This window comes from Lentzea sp. NPDC059081, assembly GCF_042738015.1.
In the GTDB taxonomy this organism is placed as follows: domain Bacteria; phylum Actinomycetota; class Actinomycetes; order Mycobacteriales; family Pseudonocardiaceae; genus Lentzea.
Map to the genome: position 1 here is coordinate 44943 of NZ_JBHYGW010000023.1, position 19181 is coordinate 64123.

Annotated in this window: 12 protein-coding genes; 9 read left to right on the forward strand and 3 right to left on the reverse strand. The window is 72.0% G+C overall.

The genetic code is table 11. The annotated features are described in order from the left end of the window. Nucleotides 1-211 precede the first annotated feature (211 nt). The gene (locus ACFWV3_RS35230) at nt 212-766 is read right to left on the reverse strand and encodes a TetR/AcrR family transcriptional regulator (protein ID WP_382417869.1); all 555 of its coding nucleotides are present in this window, start codon (nt 764-766) and stop codon (nt 212-214) included. A 108-nt stretch (nt 767-874) separates the two neighbouring features. On the opposite strand from ACFWV3_RS35230, the gene ACFWV3_RS35235 reads away from it, so the two are divergent. Next, on the forward strand, nt 875-1579 hold the full coding sequence (locus ACFWV3_RS35235; RefSeq protein ID WP_382417871.1) for an SDR family NAD(P)-dependent oxidoreductase: 705 nt from the start codon (nt 875-877) through the stop codon (nt 1577-1579). Nucleotides 1580-1623: 44 nt separating this feature from the next. On the opposite strand, the gene ACFWV3_RS35240 is transcribed toward ACFWV3_RS35235, so the two are convergent. Next, a complete protein-coding gene (locus ACFWV3_RS35240; protein ID WP_382417873.1) occupies nt 1624-3426 on the reverse strand; it encodes a BTAD domain-containing putative transcriptional regulator in 1803 nt (600 codons plus the stop codon). A 538-nt stretch (nt 3427-3964) separates the two neighbouring features. Here ACFWV3_RS35240 and ACFWV3_RS35245 point away from each other — a divergent pair. After that, nucleotides 3965-5899 carry an FAD-dependent monooxygenase gene (locus tag ACFWV3_RS35245; RefSeq protein ID WP_382417875.1) on the forward strand — a complete coding sequence of 645 codons (1935 nt, stop codon included), beginning with the start codon at nt 3965-3967 and terminating at the stop codon, nt 5897-5899. On the opposite strand, the gene ACFWV3_RS35250 is transcribed toward ACFWV3_RS35245, so the two are convergent. Further along, the gene (locus ACFWV3_RS35250; protein ID WP_382417877.1) at nt 5886-6800 is read right to left on the reverse strand and encodes a LysR family transcriptional regulator; all 915 of its coding nucleotides are present in this window, start codon (nt 6798-6800) and stop codon (nt 5886-5888) included. The two genes, ACFWV3_RS35245 and ACFWV3_RS35250, sit on opposite strands and share 14 nt — an antisense overlap. A gap of 146 nt (nt 6801-6946) precedes the next feature. Between ACFWV3_RS35250 and ACFWV3_RS35255 the strand changes: the two genes are divergently transcribed. The 7 genes from ACFWV3_RS35255 (at nt 6947) to ACFWV3_RS35285 (ending at nt 19124) form a co-directional block, all read left to right on the forward strand. After that, nucleotides 6947-8371: an MFS transporter gene (locus tag ACFWV3_RS35255; protein WP_382417879.1), complete on the forward strand. Its 1425-nt coding sequence runs from the start codon at nt 6947-6949 to the stop codon at nt 8369-8371. 196 nt (nt 8372-8567) lie between these two features. Beyond that, on the forward strand, nt 8568-9905 hold the full coding sequence (locus ACFWV3_RS35260) for an NAD(P)/FAD-dependent oxidoreductase (RefSeq protein ID WP_382417881.1): 1338 nt from the start codon (nt 8568-8570) through the stop codon (nt 9903-9905). 85 nt (nt 9906-9990) lie between these two features. Further along, entirely contained in the window at nt 9991-11295 is a 1305-nt protein-coding gene (locus ACFWV3_RS35265) for a cation:proton antiporter (RefSeq protein ID WP_382417883.1), read from the forward strand. 38 nt (nt 11296-11333) lie between these two features. After that, complete coding sequence (locus tag ACFWV3_RS35270; protein WP_382417885.1) at nt 11334-16583, forward strand: type I polyketide synthase; 5250 nt, start codon at nt 11334-11336, stop codon at nt 16581-16583. Then, nucleotides 16580-18235: a (2,3-dihydroxybenzoyl)adenylate synthase gene (locus tag ACFWV3_RS35275; protein ID WP_382417887.1), complete on the forward strand. Its 1656-nt coding sequence runs from the start codon at nt 16580-16582 to the stop codon at nt 18233-18235. The genes ACFWV3_RS35270 and ACFWV3_RS35275 overlap by 4 nt, the downstream gene beginning before the upstream one ends. Beyond that, complete coding sequence (locus ACFWV3_RS35280) at nt 18217-18807, forward strand: VOC family protein (RefSeq protein WP_382417889.1); 591 nt, start codon at nt 18217-18219, stop codon at nt 18805-18807. The genes ACFWV3_RS35275 and ACFWV3_RS35280 overlap by 19 nt, the downstream gene beginning before the upstream one ends. Next, nucleotides 18807-19124 (forward strand): hypothetical protein, encoded by a 318-nt coding sequence (locus ACFWV3_RS35285; protein ID WP_382417891.1) that lies wholly within the window; start codon nt 18807-18809, stop codon nt 19122-19124. The genes ACFWV3_RS35280 and ACFWV3_RS35285 overlap by 1 nt, the downstream gene beginning before the upstream one ends. Nucleotides 19125-19181: the final 57 nt, after the last annotated feature.

Below are 19181 nucleotides of genomic sequence, written 5' to 3' on the forward strand. Positions count from 1 at the left end.
TAGCAGGTGGTGACCCTAGGCAATGTGACCTTGGACACTCATAATCTGTCAGGTTGTCGGTTCGAATCCGACCTGCCCCACCAGCCTCAGGTGGACTCTGTCCGCGGACAGCGTGGACCTCGTCGGCTGGCTTGTCTTCTGGGGGACGACCCCCAGACCCCCGAGGTTCGGGCGCTGAGCGCCCTCACTGGCGGTGGCGCGGCCGGTGGGGCTAGCCGTGCAGCCCGTCGACGTAGATCGACAGGAACCGCCGCCACTCGCCGGGCGAGTCCCTGATCACCTGCGCCATGGCCCTGGTCAGGGTGGCCAGGTCGGCCAGCGAGTAGTCGGCTCGCAGCACGCCCGCCGCCGCCGCCCGGTCGATCAGGACCTCGGCGTGGCCCGCGCCGCGGTGGCACGTCGAGACCGCCTCCGGCGCGTTCGGGAAGTCCCGGGCGAGGATGTCGTTGAGGCCCCTGTCCTGGGCCTGCAGGGCGTAGAGGTCCTCGAGGAACGTCGTGAAAGCGCGCCACGGGTCCTCGTCGGCCAGGGCCTTGGCGCCGAGGACGTCCAGGGCTGCCAGGCGTTCCGGGAAGATCGCGGTCACCAGGTCCTCGCGGGCCGGGAAGTGCTTGTACAGCGTGCCGATGCTGACCTCGGCGTGGCGGGCGATGTGTTCCATGGGCACGTCGAGGCCGCGGTCGGCGAACAGGTCGGCGGCCGCCGCCAGCAGCTTCTCCCTGTTGCGGGCCGCGTCCGCTCGCAGGGGCCTCGACGCGGTGGACATGGGCGGATCCTACTCGGCGGTTAAGTCGAGGGTGCCCTCGAATTGTGTGGTAGCGTCGGCGGCGTTAAGTCGAGGGTTGCCTCGAATTAGTCTTCGGAGGGGAAAGTCATGTCTCGCACCGCTGTCGTGTTCGGGGTGGGTCCCGGGCTGGGCATGTCCATGGCGCACCGGTTCGGCCGGGAGGGGTACGACGTCGTGCTGCTGTCTCGTCGGGAGGAGCGACACGCCGGGTTCGTGGCGGAACTGGCCGAGGCGGGGGTGAAGGCACGGGCGTTCGCGCTCGACCTGAAGGACCGCGTTCGGTTGTCGGCCGTGCTGGACGAGATCGGGGACGTCGACGTCGTGTACTGGGGGCCGGGGGCCACCGACCTGGACGGGTTGCCGCCGGAGATCACGTCGACCACCGCCGACGAGGTGCGCGTGGCCATGGACTGGCTCTACCCGGCGGTCGACGTCGTGCAGCGCGTGCTGCCGGGGCTGGTCGAGCGCGGGGGAGGACTGGTGTTCGCCGGCGGGCTCAGCGCGGTGCGGCCGATGCCGGTGCTCGGGGCGCTCGCGTTGTCCACGGCGGCGTTGCGCAACTACGTGCTGACGCTCAACGCGGCGTTGGCCGAGAAAGGCGTGTACGTGGGCACGTTGACGATCGGTGGTGTGATCGCGCGGGGCGACATCCACGGTGTCGTGCTGGGCGATCCCGTGCGGTTCGGGAACCTCGCGGAGCGCACGCTCGACCCGGACGAGATCGCCGAGACGGCGTGGCGGATGTTCGTGGAGCGGGACCGGGCGGAGGAGGTGTTCTCCGTGCTCGGGTAGCGGGGCGGCGAGGTGGTCGGCGCTGACGACCTGCCGCCGCGGAGCTAGACCTGTTGCGGGACAACGAGGTGGGACGGTCGCGCGACGGTCTGCAGGGCGTGCGCCACGAGGCGCCTTATCCGGAACGCTCCGGTGGGGAGCTCGTCGACGAGGTGGGCGTTCGTGAGGCCGTGCAGCGCGGTCTCGCTGCGGGCGGGGGCCCAGCCGAGCACCGTGCTCAGCCCGCCGCGGCACAGGCGTCTGGAGGGGGCGGTGGCCAGCGTGTTCAGCGCCGTCTCGCTGTCCGTCGGCACGTCGTGCAGGCGGGAGCGCACGCTGTCCTCGAACGTGCGGCCCTCCATCCAGAGCCGCGTCAGGTGCCGCGGGTCGGCTTGGAGCTCTCGCACGGCGCGGCTGAGCGGCCACGACGGATGGCAGGCCAGCCAACGGGACACGCCGCACAACGCCAGGGGCACGCCCTCGCACAGGTCCGCTATCAGGCCGGCGGCCTCGGGTTCGCGGTGGACGCGGTCCTCGCCGGTCAGCTTCGCGAGCAGGCGGACGCCCTCCGCGAGCGGGAGCGGGGCGAGCTCGACCAGGACGTTGCCGACCGCGCCGGGCAGGAAGAGGCGGCTGACGACGATCATCGCGCTGTCCTGCCCGCCCGGTCGCAGCGCGCCCAGTGCGCACGTGGAGTGCGCGTGGTCGGCGATGACCAGCGTCCGGCCCCGCGCACTCCACGTCCGGAACCGCTCACCCAGCTCTTCGAGGTCTCGCACCGGTGGCAGCGGGACGCCGGCCTTGTGCAGCCGGTCGCGGAGCAGGGCCGCGTGGGAGTCCTGCTTCCCGTCGACGCCCGCCAGGTCGACCGTCACGACGCCGCCCGGAAAGTGGTCGCGCAGCTCATGCGCGGCCTTCAACGCGAACGCGCTCGTGCCCACCCCCGGCGCGCCGACGATCTCGACGACGCGCAGGCCGCCGCGGTTCGGCGCGGTGAGCGCGTCGCGCAGCCCCGCCAGCTCGAGGTCGCGGCCCACCAGCGCGGGGGGCTCCGGCAGCTCGGGCCGTCGGACGGGCAGCACCACCCGTTGCCGCGGTACGTCAACGGGTTCGTCCTGCAGCACCTCCTGCAGCACGCGCTGCACACTCGCGGACGGCGGCACGCCGAGCTGCCGGTCGAGCTCGGTGCGCAGGAGGTGGAAGACCTCCAACGCCTCGGCCCGGCGCCCGCTCCGGTGCAGGGCCTGCATCAGCTTGGCGGAGAACGCCTCGTGGGTCGGCTCGTGCCTCGTCAGCCCGTACAGCTCGTCGACGATCTGGTGATGCCGGCCGAGCCGCAGGTCGGTGTCGACGCGCAGCTCGATCGTGCTCTTCCTCGCCCGGTCGAGACGGACGGCGACCGCCGACAGCATGGGTCCCGTCTCCACGCCGGCGAACGCGGAACCGCGCCAGAGGTCCAGCGCTGCCTTGAGCGTGTGCGACGCCTCGGCGAACCGGTCGTGGTCGAACTCGGTGCGCGCGGTGCCCACCAGCGTCTCGAACCGCGCGATGTCGAGCGAGGTGGCGGAGCTCAGGCGCAGCTCGTAGCCGCCGGAACGGGTCAGCAGGGCGCTGCGGCCCTGGTCGCCGTCCTGCCCGTCGCCGAGCGAGAGCAGCTTGCGCAGGTGGTAGACGTACGTCTGCACGGTTCTGGTGGCGCTGGTGGGCGGTTCGTCCTCCCACAGCTCGTCGACGAGCTGGTGGGTGGGGACCACCTGGCCGGAGTTGAGGCTGAGAGCGGCGAGCACCGCGCGTTGTTTCGCCGCCGAGATGTGTATCTCGACCCCGAACCGTTGCACCTGTAACGGGCCGAGCAGGTTCACGTGCATTTCGTTTTTCCCCCTGGTCCTGGACGAAGAACTCGCGAATCCAGACGGTTGCACGAAATTCCGCGGTCGTCAGAGGTCGTGACGAGTGCGGAGTCCCCAGTCCGCCTGCGCAATAGGAGCGACTTTAGTGCTCGTCTCAGCAGGTCCGTCGTGACTCGAATCACAGGGAAGTCGCCGGAAGGCTGGTCCGGTGGCGCGGTGTCTCGACCGCCGACTCCTGACCGAAGTCGTTGTCGCAGCTAGGAGGCGGGTGTTAGGTGCTCGACGCGGTCGTTCCGGCCCTTCTGACCGTTTCATCCCCGCTCAAAAGGATGTCCGTTTTTCGTTTTTCGGTAACAATCGAACGCGTGGATTGGTCCGATTTGGTTCGGTTCTGATCGGGGCAACCGATGACCGATATCGGAAACGCCGGGAAAACACCGATGCCCGTGCGCATCCGCTCGACATCGCTTCGACGGCCGCTCGACGGACCGATGGATCAGTTTCACCTACCCACCGGAGCGCCGGCGGACCGGTGCCGAACACAGCGGAGGTAGGCGTGCGTTCGTTGCGGGTCGTGGTCATCGGGGGCGGACCCGCGGGTCTCTTCCTCGGCAGGTTGCTCAAGCTCGCGGATCCCGGGTGCCGTGTGGAGGTGCACGAGCGCAACGGCCCGGAGGAGGCGTTCGGCTTCGGCGTCGTGTTCTCCGACCGGACGATGTCGGCGTTCCGCGCCGCCGATCCCGAGACGCACCAACGCATTCGGGCCGCGAGCGTGTCGTGGACCGACATGGAGATGCGCCTGCCCGGCCGCGTGCTGCGCTACGGCGGCTACGGGTTCACCGCCATCTCCCGCCGCGAGCTGCTGCGCGTGCTGCAGGAACAGGCCGCGGCCGCCGGCGCCGGGCTCGTCTTCCACAGCCGGATCGACCTCGCGCGGGCGGGCGAAGACGCCCCCGACGTCATCGCGGTGGCCGACGGCGTCAACTCGGCGGCGCGGGCCGTGCTCGCCGGACGCCTCGGCAGCAGGGTGGAGACGGGCGCGGCGAAGTACATCTGGTTCGGCACCGAGACGAACTACGACGCCGTGGTCTTCCCCTTCGTGGAAACGAGGTTCGGCACGTTCGGCGCGCACGCCTACCCGTTCGGGAACGGCCTGAGCACCTTCATCGTCGAGACCAGCGAACGCACCTGGCTGGCGGCGGGGATGGACGTCTCCACGGCGGGCGCGCGAGAACCCGGCCAGACCGACGAGTACACGCGCAGGCTGCTCGGCGAGGTGTTCCGCGAGCACCTCGACGGACGGCCGCTGATCGGCAACAACAGCAAGTGGTCCACCTTCCAGGTGGTGCGCAACGACCGCTGGTCCGATGGCAACGCGGTCCTGCTCGGCGACGCCGCCCACACCGCGCACTTCTCCGTCGGCTCCGGTACGAAGATGGCGATGGAGGACGCGATCGCGTTGTCCGCCGCATTGACGTCCGCCGGCACGACCGCGGAGGCGTTCGCGGACTACGAACGCGCGCGGCGCTCGCCCATCACCCGCACCCAGGCGCTCGCGGAGCCGAGCATGCGGTGGTGGGAGACGTTCGGCAACCGGACGGGGCTCGCGCCCGGCCAGTTCGGCCTGCACTTCCTCACGAGGACCGAGGCCATCGGCTACGCGGGGCTGCGGCGCCGGCACGCGGCGGAGGTCGACGAAGCGGAGGCCCACGTCGCCGTCCAGGCCTGGGCGGTGGTGCCGGGATCACCGGTCGTCGCCGCGCGCACCGCCGCGGACGGTGTCCAGAACGGGCTGCACCTGCCGATGCAGCTGGGGTCGGTCCCGCTGGGCAACCGGATCGTGCTCCCGCTCGCCGGTTCTCCCGCGGAGCAGGTCCGGCAGGCGGGTTCCAGTGCCACGACCGGCGGCGCGTTGCTGCTCGCCGACTGGCGGGCGGGACATCTGGCGGACGGGTGGCGCGACGCTGTCACGCGGGCGGGGGAGGGCGACGTGGTGTTCGGCGTCGTGCTCTGCCACACCACCGCGCACCTGGCGGGAGCCGCGCTCGCCGCCCGCGCCCTCGTGGTCGAGCACGTGGCGAGCGGGGACGACGAGGCCGACGACGAGGTGCTCACCTGGCTGCTCGACCTCACCGGCCCGGACGCCGCGGTGCTCGCCGGGGTCGACGTGCCGGACGGGTCGCCGTTCTCGCCGCTGGGAGAGCAGGTGCTCGACCGCTGCGAGAAGCTGCTCGCCGCCGGGGTGGCCGCCGTGCACCTGCGGTGCGGGGAGGGGCAGACCTGGGCGCACACCCTGACCTGGGCGGACCGGCTGCGCGCCGAACGCGGGGTGCCGGTGCTGGCCGACGGACCGGACGGCTGGGCCCTGCGCGTGCGGGCGGACGACGCGCAGGACGACTGGGCGACCCGGCTGCACGTGGCCGTCGTGAGCGGGCGCGCCGACATGGTCGTCGCCTGGCCGTCGGGCAGGCCCCGGCTCAGGAGCGCGTGACCGCGGCCCTGCTCGCGAACACCCCGCGGGCGGTCGCGAGCAGGGCCGCGACGCTCGGCTTGTTCTCCTGGCGGCGCAACCACGTCATGGTCACCGTCGTGCGGGAGTTGCTGCCCTGCAACGGAATCGCTGCCACGTCACCCCGTGCGGCGTGGTCGCGCGCGGCGATCTCGGGCACCAGCCCGCACCCGACGCCGGAGGTGACGCACCGGCAGAGCGCCGCGAGGCTGCCGACCTCCGCGTCGATCACCGGCCCCTGCGGCCCCGCGTTCAGCAGCGACTGGTCCAGCATCGCGCGGAAACCGCACCCCGGTGGCGTGGCGAGGAACCCGACGCCGTCGAGGTCCCGCACCCTCACCTCGGTGAGCGCCGCGAGCGGGTGGCCGGGTGGCGTGATGATCATCAGCTGGTCGGTGGCCAGCGTCTCGCTCGTCAGCTCGGGATCGTCAGGAGCGTCGCCGAACGTGAAGCACACGTCCATCTCACCGCGTTGCACCGCGCTGTAGAGCTCGCCCCTGCCGCCTTCCTTGAGCGAGATCCGCACCTTCGGCCAGCGGCCGCGGTAGTCGGCGAACAGCTCGGGCACCCGGTGGGAGCACAACGTCTCCAGCGCGCCGATGACGAGCGGCCCGCTCGGTTCGACGAGGTCGTCCTCGACAGCGGCCTTCGCCTCCTCCACGAGCACCAGCACCTGGTCCGCGTACCCGACCAGCCGCTCGCCGGCGGGCGTCAGGCTCAGCTTCCGCCTGGTGCGGTCGAAGAGCAGGGTGCCGAGCTCCGCCTCCAGCGTCTGGATCTGCTCGGTGACGCTGGACTGCGCGTAGTGCAGCTCGGCGGCCGCCTTGGTCAGGTTCAGCGTTCTCGCGACCGCTCGGAACGTGCGCAGGTGCCTGAGCTCCACGAAATCCCCCCGGATCCATCGGTTGTCCCGATGGAAGCCATCTTAACTGCCTGTTTCCGTTCGACACCACAGAGCGACGATGGTGGACACGTGGCGTTCACACCGGCGCCCACCCGTGCCCTCCGTCAGTCAGGGGAGAGATTTAGATGACCACCAAGCCCATCCGGCCGGACGCGCCGGCGGCCGACCCGGCCGCGCGGACGGGGCGTCCGGGTGGACTGCTGCTGCTCGGGCTGTCGCTCGGGTACTTCCTGGTGATGCTGGACACCACGATCATCACCGTGGCGCTGCCCGCGATCGGTGCCGACCTCGGCGGCGGTCTCGCCGCGCTGCAGTGGGTGTCCAACGGCTACACGCTGACCTTCGCCGCGCTGCTGCTGACAGCGGGCGCGTGGTCGGACCGCTACGGCGGCCGCCGGGTGTTCCTGCTCGGCCTCTGGTGCTTCGCCGCGCTGTCCGGGGTGTCCGCGCTCGCCGGGTCGATCGGTGTGCTCATCGGTCTGCGCGCGCTGCTCGGCATCGCGGGCGCGCTGCTCGTGCCGACCTCGCTGGCGCTGATCGCCAACACCTACACCGTGCCGGCGGAACGCGCGAAGGCCATGGGCGTCTGGGCCGCGCTGAGCGGCACCGGTCTCGTCGCGGGGCCGGTCGTGGGCGGGCTGCTCACCGACGCGTTCGGGTGGCAGGCGATCTTCTTGGTGAACGTGCCCTTCGCGCTGGTCAGCATCGCGATCACGATCCGGCACGCACCGGAGACCGCGCGCAAGACGGGCAAGGGCACCGACGTCACCGGTCAGGTCTCGGCGGTCGCCGCGCTCGCGGGACTGACCTACGGCCTGGTCCAGAGCGGCCCGCTCGGCTGGACGGCGCCGGAGGTGCTCGTGTCGATCGCGGTGTTCGTCGTCGCCACTGCGGTCTTCGTGCTCACCCAGCGGCGGCAGGAGACCGAGCGGTTCTCCCCGATGCTGCCGCCGCGGCTGTTCTCGTCCAGGACGTTCTCCCTGGGACTGGTGGCCGGCGCGATCGTCAACTTCGGCCTGTCCGGCGTGCTCTTCGTGCTGTCGCTGTACTTCCAGGGCACCCGGCACTTCTCGCCGTCCGTCGCCGGTCTCGCCTTCCTGCCGCTGACGATCCCGACGGCGTTCAACCCGATCTTCACCGGACGGCTGGTGGCGAGGGTGGGGCCGAAGGTGCCCGCCATCGCGGGCTTCCTGATGATGGCGGCCGGCACGCTGGTGCAGGCGTTGTTCGACGGCGACTCCGTGGCGGAGACCGTCATCGCGCTCGCGGGGCTCGCGCTGCTCGGGTTCGGGGTCTCGTTCGCCATCCCGTCCCTGCTGACCGCGGTGGTGGGATCCGTGCCCAAGGAGCTGGCAGGAATCGGTTCCGGCGCGTTGAACTCCGCGCGCCAGACCGGCGCCGTCCTGGGTGTCGCGGTGCTGGGCACGTTGCTGAGCAGCACCACGGCCTCCACGTCCGGAACGCGCACCGCGTTGGTCGTCGCCGCCGCGCTGCTGGTGATCGGCGCGGTCATCGCCGCGTCCGCGCTGGAGCGCAAGAAGACCGCATAGGACCACCAGGCGACCCCCAGCCGAGGCGGGGGCGGTACCGGGCACGGACCCGATACCGCCCCCGCCTCGGTTTTTCGCGCGCCCCGACAGGCGCCCGACATCCGCTTGATCGTCGCTAGACACCTCGGCGCGACGGTGGGGCAAGACCGATTCCGGTTGTGCCACAACAACACCGCTCACGTGGAGGAACCCAGCCATGGCCTCATCGCCCGATCAGCACCCGGACTCCGTCGACGTCGTGGTCATCGGTTCCGGCCCCGGCGGTGCGTCCACCGCCATCAAGCTGGCGCAGGCCGGTCGTTCGGTGCTCGTGCTGGAACGCCGCAAGCTCCCGCGGTTCCACATCGGGGAGTCGTTGCTGCCGCCCACGATGCGCATGTTCGAACTGATGGGCGTCCTCGACCGGATCAAGTCGCAGGGCTACGTGCCCAAGTACGGCGCGGAGTTCAGCGGTCCCACCGGGAAGTTCGGCCGGATCCCGTTCGACGGGCAGGGCCCCGGCCGGTACCCCTCGACGGTGCAGGTGGAGCGCGCGCACTTCGACAACGTGCTCGCCGAGTTCGCGCAGGAGTGCGGCGCGACGCTCGTGCAGGAGGCCACCGTGCACGAGGTCCTGTGGAAGGGCGAACGCGCGGTCGGTGTGCGCTACGAGCACGAGGGCAAGTCCTACACCGTGCGGTCGACCTACGTCGTCGACGCCGGCGGTCGCGCGAGCAAGATCGCCCAGACCAAGGGACTGCGGCGCTACATCGACAACCTGCGCATGATCGCGGTCTTCCAGCACTACAACAACCTGGACGAGAGCAAGAACCCCGGCTGGGAGGGCGACATCCAGATCGGCCGCCACGAGAGCGGCTGGGTGTGGGCGATCCCGATCTGGAAGGACACGATCAGCGTCGGCTCGGTCATGCGGCGGGAGAGCTTCCAGGCGGACCAGGCGGAGGAGCTGTTCGCCAAGCACGTCGCGAGCCTGCCGCGGATCGCGGACCGGTTGCAGGGCACCACGCCGCTGGCCGACGGCGTCCACGTCGAGACCGACTACTGCTACTACTCCGACACGATCGCCGGTCCCGGCTGGTTCCTGGTGGGCGACTCGGCCGCGTTCTTCGACCCGATCTTCTCCGCCGGCGTGCTGCTGGCCACCACGAGCGGCGTGCGGGCCGCTGAGACGATCGACACGCTCCTCGGCGCCCCCGACCAGGAAGCCGAGCTGCAGCACCGGTACGAGAACTTCTACAAGACCGGCTACGACACCTACTCCCGGGTGATCCACGCCTACTACGACTACGACTACAACCTGCGGAAGTGGCTCGTCACCGTCGGCATGGACTCCCCGGAGGCCCGCTGGAACGACGACAAGTACGTCGTCCGCCTGCTGTCCGGCGACTTCTGGAGCGACAGCCCGGTCAACCGGGCGCTGCGCGCCGAGTCCAAGTGGAACACCTTCGCGCCGTTCGAGCGCGACCTGGAATGCCCGTACTACGGGCACCTGAACGCGGCGGAGGCCGCGGAGGAAGCCGCTGCCGTCTCGTAGCGGCGGAACCGGTCGTGGGTGGTGACGAACCCGTGCCCTGTCACCGCCCACGACCACTTCTCGGCCACTTCAAGGGAGGAAACTCGTGGGGGCGAACTTCGAGCTGGCGACCAAGGTGCTCGCCGCGCTTTTCGTGGTGCTGGCGGCGACCAGGGCCTGCGGACGGCTCGCGCTGCTCGTCGGGCAGCCGCGGGTGGTCGGTGAGATCGTCGCGGGTGTCCTCCTGGGACCGTCCGTGGCTGGGACGTTGGTGCCCGGTGTGCAGGAGTACGTGTTCTCGGCCGACGTGAAGAGCGTTCTCTACGCGCTCAGTACGTTCGGCCTGGCGTTGTTCATGTTCCTCGTCGGCGCGAGCCTCGACCACGGGTTCGTGACCAAGCCCGCGGTGCGCAAGGCGACGGTGCTGGCCGTCTCGGGGATCGTCCCCAGCTTCGCGCTCGGCGCGGCCGTCGCCGCGGTGTTCTACGACCGGCTGTCGCTGCCCGGTGTCAGCGAGCTGCAGCTGCTGCTCTTCCTCGGCGGAGCGCTGTCGATCACCGCTTTCCCCGTGGTGGCGCGGATCCTGGACGAACGCGGCCTGTCCAACACCCGGATCGGCTCGCTGACCCTCGTCGCCGCCGCGGTGGACGACGCGGTGGCGTGGGGGATCCTGGCGGTGATCATCGCGCTGGCCAAGGCGGGTGACGCGTCCGGCGCCGTCGTCACGATCGCGGGCGCGGCGGTGTTCGCCGGCCTGATGCTGACGGTCGGACGCAGGCTGCTCGCCCGGCTGGCCCGCAGGGTCGAGAGCGACGGCGAGCTCAGGCCGCCGACGTTCGCGGTGATCCTGCTGGTGGTGATCGCGGCGAGCTGGTTCACCGACTTCATCGGCGTCTTCTCGGTGTTCGGCGGCTTCGTCACCGGTCTCGCCATGCCGCAGAACCCGGTGCTGCGGCGCGAGCTGCTGACCCGGTTGATGGACTTCAACGCGATTCTCCTGCTCCCCGTCTTCTTCGCCCTGTCCGGGCTGAACACGCGGTTGAGCGGGCTGGCGGACGCCGAGGTGCTGGTGCCGCTCACCACGATCGTCGCGGCGGCGTTCGCCGGCAAGTACGTCGGGTGCGGCCTGACCGTGCGGCTGCAGGGCTTCTCGTGGCGCTACGCCTCCGCGATCGGCGGCCTGATGAACGCCCGCGGCCTGATGATCCTCGTCTTCATCAACATCGGGCTGGCGTACCGGCTGATCACACCGCAGCTCTTCTCGATGCTGGTGGTCGTCGCCGTCCTGACCACGGCCGCCGCCGTCCCGATCTACCGGCTGTCCATGCCGAAGCACATCGAGGACGCCGAGAAGTGGACGCCGACGTCCACCGAGTTCCTGCCCGCCACCGCGCGGGACTCCCACGCCTGACCACGGTCGGCGCCACCACTCGAGAAGGGCAGTGTTCCATGGCTGATGCGACGACGTCGCCCAGGGAGACAGGCCGTGTGCCGATCGCCGTCGTGGGCATGAGCTGCCGGCTCGCCGGCGGTGTCGCCTCACCCGGCGACTTCTGGCGGTTGCTGGCCGACGGCCGCGAGGCGATCTCGGAGGTGCCCCCGGAGCGGTGGGCCGAGTACGCCGAGGCGAGCGCGGCGAACGCGGCTACGTTGCGCAGAACGACGCGCTGGGGCGGTTTCCTCGACGACATCGCCGGGTTCGACGCGGAGTTCTTCGGCGTGCTGCCGCGCGAGGCCGAGCTGATGGACCCGCAGCAGCGGATCCTGCTGGAGGTCGCCTGGGAGGCCCTCGAACACGCGGGCATCGCACCGTCCACTTTGGCCGGTGGCGACGCCGGGGTGTTCGTGGGCGTCGGCTCGGACGACTACGGCCGCCGGCTGCTGGAGGACATCCCGCGGATCGAGGCGTGGACCGGCATCGGCGCCTCCATGTGCGCCGTCGCGAACCGGATCTCCTACGCGCTCGACCTGCGCGGCCCGAGCTTCGCCGTCGACACCGCCTGCTCGGCCTCGCTGGTCGCGGTGCACCTGGCGTGCCAGGCGCTCGAACGCGGGGAGACGCCGCTGGCGCTCGTCGGCGGCGTCAACGTCATGGCGGGACCGGGACTCACGGTCGTGCTCGACGAGGCCGGCGCGATCTCGCCGGACGGCCGGTGCAAGTCGTTCGACGCGTCGGCCAACGGGTACGGCCGCGGCGAGGGCGCGGGCGTCGTCGTGCTCAAGCTCCTCTCCGACGCCGAGCACGACGGCGACCGCGTGCTCGCCGTCATCCGGGGCAGCGCCGTGCACCAGGACGGCAAGACCAACGGCATCATGGCACCCAGCCGGGAGGCGCAGACCTACCTGCTGCGCCGCGCTTACGAGGACGCGGGCATCAATCCGTCCACTGTGGACTACGTCGAGGCGCACGGCACCGGCACGCGGATGGGCGACCCGATCGAGGCCGGCGCGATGGCCGCGGTGTTCGGCGCTGACCGGCCGGCGGACGACCCGTGCCTGATCGGGTCGGTCAAGTCGAACATCGGGCACCTGGAGGCCGGCGCCGGCGTCGCCGGGATGGTCAAGGCGATCCTCGCCCTGACCCACGCCGAGATCCCGCCGAGTCTCAACTTCACCGAGCCGAACCCGGAGATCCCCTGGGACACCGCGGGACTGCGGGTCGTGACGGAACGCACGGCGTGGCCGGTGCACGACCGCCCGCGCCTCGCCGGGGTCTCGGGTTACGGCTACGGCGGCACGATCGCCCACGTCATCCTGGAGCAGGCGCCATCGGTGTCCCAGGGTGCGGCGGGGGAGGCCGCCGGGCCACGGGTGTTCGCCCTGTCCGGCGCGACCGAGGCCGGACTGCGGGCGAACGCCGACCAGCTGGCCGCGCACGTCGAGTCCGAACGGCCTCCGCTCGCCGCGGTGGCGCACACGCTCGCCGATCGCCGCGCCCACCTCGACCGCCGCGCCGCCGTCGTCGCGGAGACGCACGAGGAGCTGGTCGCCGGTCTGCGGGCGCTCGCCGCCGGCGAGGAACCGCCGGGGGTGACGACCGGACGCCCGGTGTCCGGCACGGCCGGTGACGTCGTGATGGTGTTCTCCGGGCACGGTTCCCAGTGGGTAGGCATGGGCAGGGACCTGCTCGACCACGAGCCCGCGTTCCGCGCGGTGCTGGACGAGATCAGCCCGGTCTTCGTCGAGGAGATCGGCTTCGACCCGCGCGAGGTCCTGCGCGGCGACGAGCTCGACGCCACCGACGTCATCCAGCCGATGATCTTCGCGATGCAGCTGGGCCTCGTCGCCGTGTGGGCGGAGCACGGCGTCGAACCGGCCGCCGTGCTCGGCCACTCCGTCGGCGAGATCGCGGCCGCGGTGACCGCGGGCGCGCTGGACCGGATCGACGGCGCCCGGCTGATCTGCCGCCGGTCGAGGCTGCTGCGCCGCGTCGCCGGCAAGGGCGCGATGGCCATGGTGAACCTGCCGTTCGACGAGGTGGAGGCGCGTCTGGACGGACGCGGCGACATCGTGGTCGCCGCCATCGCCGCCGCCACCGGGTCGACGGTGATCGCGGGAGACGTGGACGCCGTCGGCAAGGTGTCGGCGCGCTGGGAGGAGGAAGGACTCGTGGTCCGGCGGGTGGCGTCGGACGTCGCCTTCCACTCGGCGCACATGGACCCGCTCCTCGGCGAGCTGGAGGCCGCGTTCACGGGTCTGGGCACGCGGGACGCGCGGCTGCCGATCTACAGCACGGCGATGGCGGACCCGAGGTCGTCCGCGCCCCGCGACGGCGTCTACTGGGCTGCCAACCTCCGCAACCCGGTGCGGTTCGCCCAGGCCGTGCGAGCCGCGGCGGACGACGGCCGCCGGATCTTCCTCGAGGTGTCGAGCCACCCGGTGGTGGCGCACTCGATCTCCGAGGTGCTCGCGGACGCGGGCGTGGACCAGGCGTTCGTCGGCTCCACCCTGCGCCGCCGGACCCAGGACAGGGCGAGCCTGCTCGCCGGCCTCGGCGCGCTGCACTGCCACGGCGTGCCCGTCGCGTTCGGCCCCGGTGCCGGTGAGCTCGCCGAGCTGCCGGGGAACGCCTGGCAGCACAGGAGGTTCTGGCGCGAGGGATCGGCGGGCAGCCGCCGTGCCGCCGGGCACGACGTCGACAGCCACACCGTGCTCGGCGGCCTGACCACCGTCACCGGTACCACGCCGATGCGGTTGTGGCAGACCTACCTGGACCACTCGTGCCGGCCGTACCCCGGTGACCACCCGGTGCAGCAGGTGGAGATCATCCCCGCCGCGGTGCTGCTGAACACGTTCCTCCAGGCCGCCGGCCAGGCGGGTGCGCCGGTCGCGGCGGGCTGGCCGGGCCTGCGTGACGTCTCGCTGCGCGTGCCGGTGTCCGTCGCGGCGCCGCGCGAGCTGCAACTGTCCTATCAGGACCGTGCGCTGCGGCTCGGTTCCCGGTTGGTGGACGAGGTGGAGGCCGGTGACCAGGACGGCTGGCTGACGCACACGACGTCGTCGGTGGACCAGGCGCCGTCGGCACCCTCCGGCCTGCTCGACGCGGCGTCGCTGAGGCTGCGGTGCGCGGAGTCGTTGCCGGAGGACTTCGTCATCGACCGGCTCGCGTCGATCGGTGTCGCGGCCATGGGTTTCCCATGGGCGATCGAGGAACTGCGCCGCGGTGACGACGAGCTGTTCGCCGTCGTGTCGGCAGGGGAAGACGAGCCGGGCACGTGGGCGTCGGTGCTGGACGCCGCGCTGTCCATCGCCTCCGTCGTGTTCAGCGGTCAGCCCGTCCTGCGCATGCCCGCCGCGATCGGCCGCGTCGCGTTGTCCGGTGGCTCTCCCGGCCGGGTGCTGCTGAGCGTCCGGGCGTCCAGCGACGACACCGCCGACGTCCGGGTCGCCGGCGAGGACGGTCAGGTCGTCGCCGAGCTGCTCGACCTGCGGTACGGGCGGCTGGACGGCGATCCCGGCGCCACGGCGAGCCCGCGGCGGCTGGTGCACGAGCTGGCGTGGCGCGATTTCGACCCCGGTGCGCCCGGCCACCTCGGCACCGTGGTCGTGCTCGGCGGGAAGCACCGGCTCACCGGCGCGGTGACGGCGGGGCTCGCCGCGGCGGGCGCGTCCCACCGGCTGGTCGACGACCTCGGTGAGCTGAACCGGTTGCGCGACTGGCTCGGCCCCGACGGCGCGGTGCTCGTCGTGCCGGACGAGGACGGCGAGGACGTGGCCGGCGCCGCCGCGCGGTCGGGCTGGCTCGCCGCCGCGGCCGCCGCCACCGTCGCCGGCTGGGCCGGTCCGCGGCCCCGGATCTGGCTGGTCACCGCGGGTGTCAAAGAGAGCGCCTCCCCTGCCGCGCTCGGGCAGTCCCCGCTGTGGGGCATCGGCAGGATCATCGGCGGCGAGCACGGGGACGTGTGGGGTGGTGTCGTCGACCTCGACCCGTCCGACGTCGCCGGTTCCGCCGCGCTGGTGCCGGGGCTGCTCGCCGCACGGCCCGGCGAGGACGTGGTCGTCCTGCGCGACGGGGTCGCCCGCCGCTCGCGGCTCGTACCCGTCGACCGCGCGCCGCAGAAGTCCACTGTGGACTGCCGGCCGGACGGCACGTACCTCGTCACCGGCGGCCTGGGAGTGCTCGGCCTGGAGATCGCCCGCTGGCTCGCCGGCCGCGGTGCCCGCCGCATCGTGCTGGCCGGCCGCCGGGGCTTGCCGTCCCGCGAGGGGTGGGACGAGGTCACCGACCCCGCGACGGTGGCGCAGATCGCCGCGGTGCGGGCGTTGGAGGGCCTGGGTGTCACGGTCGTCGTGGCCGAGCTCGACGTCAGCGACCGCGACCGGGCCGCCGAGGCGCTCGCCTCCGTGACGTCCGGGCTGCCGCCGGTCCGCGGCGTGGTGCACGCCGCCGGTGTGCTGGACAACCGGATGCTGGCCGACCTCGACGAGGACTCGCTGCGGCAGGTGCTGCGGCCGAAGGCGGACGGCGCGCTGGTGCTGCACGAGCTGTTCCCGCCGGGCAGCCTCGACTTCCTCGTGCTGTTCTCGTCGTGCGGCTACCTGCTCGGGCTGCCGGGGCAGGCGAGCTACGGCGCCGCCAACGCGTTCCTCGACGCCTTCGCCGCGCACCGGCGTGCGGCGGGAGCCGACGACACGATCAGCTTCGGCTGGACCTCGTGGCGCGGCCTGGGCATGTCGACCTCCTCCGAGCTCATCGACGGCGAGCTCAACGCGCGGGGCACGGCGGACGTCACGGCCACGGAGGCGTTGCGCGCCTGGGAGTTCGCCGAGCGCTACGACGGGTCCCACTTCGCGGTGCTGCGGATGCTCGCGCCGGAACCGGGGATGTCCCGCCCCCCGCTGCTGGACGAGGTGGTCGTCGAGGAGGCCGTCACCGAGGCGGTGCCGGACGCGGAGTGGGCCGGGCTCGAGGGCGACGAGCTGCGCGAGTACCTCGTGACGGTGGTGCGCGCGCAGGTGGCGAGCGAGGTGCGGCTCGCGGCCGAGGAGCTCGACATCCGGCGCCCGTTGTCGGAGATGGGCCTCGACTCGGTCATGACGCTGGTCATCCGCCGCAGGCTGGAGAAGCTGCTGCGGCTGAGCCTGCCGTCCACGTTGCTGTGGACGCACCCGACCGTCGCCGACATCGCCGGCCACGTGGGCGTGCTGCTCACCGGACCCGAGGAGCAGGAGGAGCCGGTGGAGGTGGTGGTCGCGTGACCGCCGACCTGCCGGGCTGGCCGCAGGAGCTCGCGGCGTCCTACCGGGCTGCCGGGTACTGGCGCGGCCGCCCGCTCGGCGAGTGGATGTGGCGCTGGGCGGACGAGCACGGCGACCGCGTGGCCCTGGTCGACGGCGATCTCGAGCTCTCCTTCCGCGACCTGGCCCTGCTCTCCGACCGGCTGGCCGAGGCCCTGCTCGCGACGGGAGTGCGGCGCGGCGACCGGATCGTCGTCGCGCTGCCGAACCGCTGGGAGTTCGTCGCGCTGGTGCTGGCGTGCTTCCGGGCGGGGGTCGCCCCGGTGCTGGCCCTGCCCGCGCACCGCGAGCAGGAACTGGGATACCTCGCCCGGCACGCCGAGGCGCGCATGATCGTCGTGCCGGACGAGTGGCGGGGCTTCGGCCACGAGGCCCTCGCCGCGCGGATCGCCGCCGATCTGCCGTGGCCGTGCGCGGTGGGTGTCGTCGGTGAGTCGGCGACACCCGGCCATCTCGGCCTGCGGGAGTCGTTGCGGCTCGACGGGGACACCGGCCGGCGCCGGCGGCTGGACTCGGTCGCGCCGGATCCGGGCGACGTCGCGGTGTTCCTGCTGTCCGGCGGGACGACCGGCCTGCCCAAGATGATCGGTCGCACGCACGACGACTACGAGTACAACCTGCGGCGCAGCGGTGAGGTGAGCGGCTTCTCCGCGGCGACCAGGTACCTCGTGACGTTGCCCGCGCCGCACAACTTCCCGTTGGCGTGCCCGGGAATCCTGGGCGCGCTGGCGGTCGGTGGCCGGGCGGTGCTGCTGGCCTCACCCGAACCGGTCCGCGCCTTCCGGGCGATCGCGCGCCATCGGATCACGCACACGTCGTTGGTGCCCGCGATCGCGCGGCGCTGGGTCGACAAGGCCCAGGAGACGCGGCCGGACCTCGGCAGCCTCGCGGTGGTCCAGGTCGGCGGGTCGGTGCTGGACCCCGGGCTGGCACGGGCGATCCCGCAGACGTTGGGGGTGCGGCTGCAGCAGGTGTTCGGCATGGCGGAGGGCCTGCTCAACTACACCCGGCTCGACGACCCGGACGAGGTGCTGCTCGGCACCCAGGGCAGGCCGATCAGCGTCGGCGACGAGGTGCTCGTCGTCGACGAGTCGGACGTGCCGCTGCCCACCGGCGCGGTCGGCGAGCTGCTGACCAGGGGGCCGTACACGCCGCGCGGCTACTTCCGCGCCGCCGAGCACAACGCCCGCGCGTTCACGGCGGACGGCTGGTACCGCACGGGAGACCTGGTGCGGCTGCGCGAGGACGGCAACCTCGTGGTCGAGGGCCGGCGCAAGGACCTGATCAACCGCGGCGGTGAGAAGGTGTCCGCCGAGGAGGTCGAGACCGTCGCGCGGGCTGTGCTCGACGTCGCGGACGCCCTCGCCGTGCCGGTGCCGGACCCCCGGTTCGGCGAACGCGTGTGCCTCGTCGTCGTTCCGCGCGGACCGGTGCCCAGCCTGGCGGAGGTCCGCGCCGGCTTCACCGCCCACGGCGTCGCCGACTACAAGCTGCCCGAACAGGTCGAGTCGCTCGACCGGCTGCCGCTCACCCCGGTCGGCAAGGTGGACCGCAAGTCGGTCCGAGCCCAATTCGCGAGGAAGACGGAGGAGACATGGACACCGGTTCGCTGAGCCTCGGAACGGAGCTGAAGGGGGTCGACCACCTCGCACACGTCACCTGGAAACCGGGCGAGACCGTCGACTTCTACCGCGAGGTGATGACGTTGCCCCTCACCCACGCGGTGACCGGCACCGGCTGGCTCGCCGAGGAGTTCCCCGACTTCGTGCACTTCTTCTTCGGCCTGGGCAAGGGGAACTACCTGGCGTTCTTCTACTACTTCGGGTTGCCCGAGAACTCACTGCACACGTCGGACCTGATGCACCTCTCCCGGCACATCGCGTTCCACGTGGACACGAAGGAGGAGATGATGGCCTGGCGGGACCAGATCAAGTCCCACGGCGTCAAGGTGACCCCGCCGCTCGCCCACGAGCTGCTGGAGTCGATCTACTTCGACGACCCCAACGGCATCCAGCTGGAGATCGCCTACCCGTTGCGGCCGTTCGGTGACGTCGACGCCCGCGACGCCGACGTCACCGTGCGCGCGCTGCGCGAGGTCGCCGCGATGCCGAACCCGACGGTGGACGCGATGTGGCAGCGCAAGGCAGCGCTCGTCCGGGAGCAGTTCGGGGCGGTGACCCGCTGATGCCCGCGATCTTCATCCTGGACACACCGGAGTTCGAGCCGATCGTCCGCACCGCCGAGCACGCGGGCATGACCGTGCGCAGGACGGGGGACTACCTGGAGGCGACGAGCCCCGGAGCCGAAGTGACGCTGGAGCGGTCGGTGACCGGCGTGCGCCCGTCGATCTGGTTCGCGGCGCTGACCGGCGGGCTCGTCGGCCACATCGTGCACTTCGACCACGACCACCTGCGGCTCTCCGACACCGAGCCGAGCACGTCCGGCGACCGCGGCATGCGGTGGGACGGCGGAGGGTCGAGCCTGCTGCGCCGGTCTGGCTGAACCTGCGAGCGGGTGCCGTTCGCGCGGCACCCGCTCCTCCATGCGCGCTCGAGCCGC

Excerpts from the sequence above, each read along its gene's own strand:
- ACFWV3_RS35285 (WP_382417891.1), top strand. The coding sequence starts at position 18,807 with ATGCCCGCGATCTTCATCCTGGACACACCGGAGTTCGAGCCGATCGTC.
- ACFWV3_RS35235 (WP_382417871.1), top strand. The coding sequence starts at position 875 with ATGTCTCGCACCGCTGTCGTGTTCGGGGTGGGTCCCGGGCTGGGCATG.
- ACFWV3_RS35270 (WP_382417885.1), top strand. The coding sequence starts at position 11,334 with ATGGCTGATGCGACGACGTCGCCCAGGGAGACAGGCCGTGTGCCGATC.
- ACFWV3_RS35280 (WP_382417889.1), top strand. The coding sequence starts at position 18,217 with ATGGACACCGGTTCGCTGAGCCTCGGAACGGAGCTGAAGGGGGTCGAC.
- ACFWV3_RS35255 (WP_382417879.1), top strand. The coding sequence starts at position 6,947 with ATGACCACCAAGCCCATCCGGCCGGACGCGCCGGCGGCCGACCCGGCC.
- ACFWV3_RS35240 (WP_382417873.1), bottom strand. The coding sequence starts at position 3,426 with ATGCACGTGAACCTGCTCGGCCCGTTACAGGTGCAACGGTTCGGGGTC.
- ACFWV3_RS35230 (WP_382417869.1), bottom strand. The coding sequence starts at position 766 with ATGTCCACCGCGTCGAGGCCCCTGCGAGCGGACGCGGCCCGCAACAGG.
- ACFWV3_RS35260 (WP_382417881.1), top strand. The coding sequence starts at position 8,568 with ATGGCCTCATCGCCCGATCAGCACCCGGACTCCGTCGACGTCGTGGTC.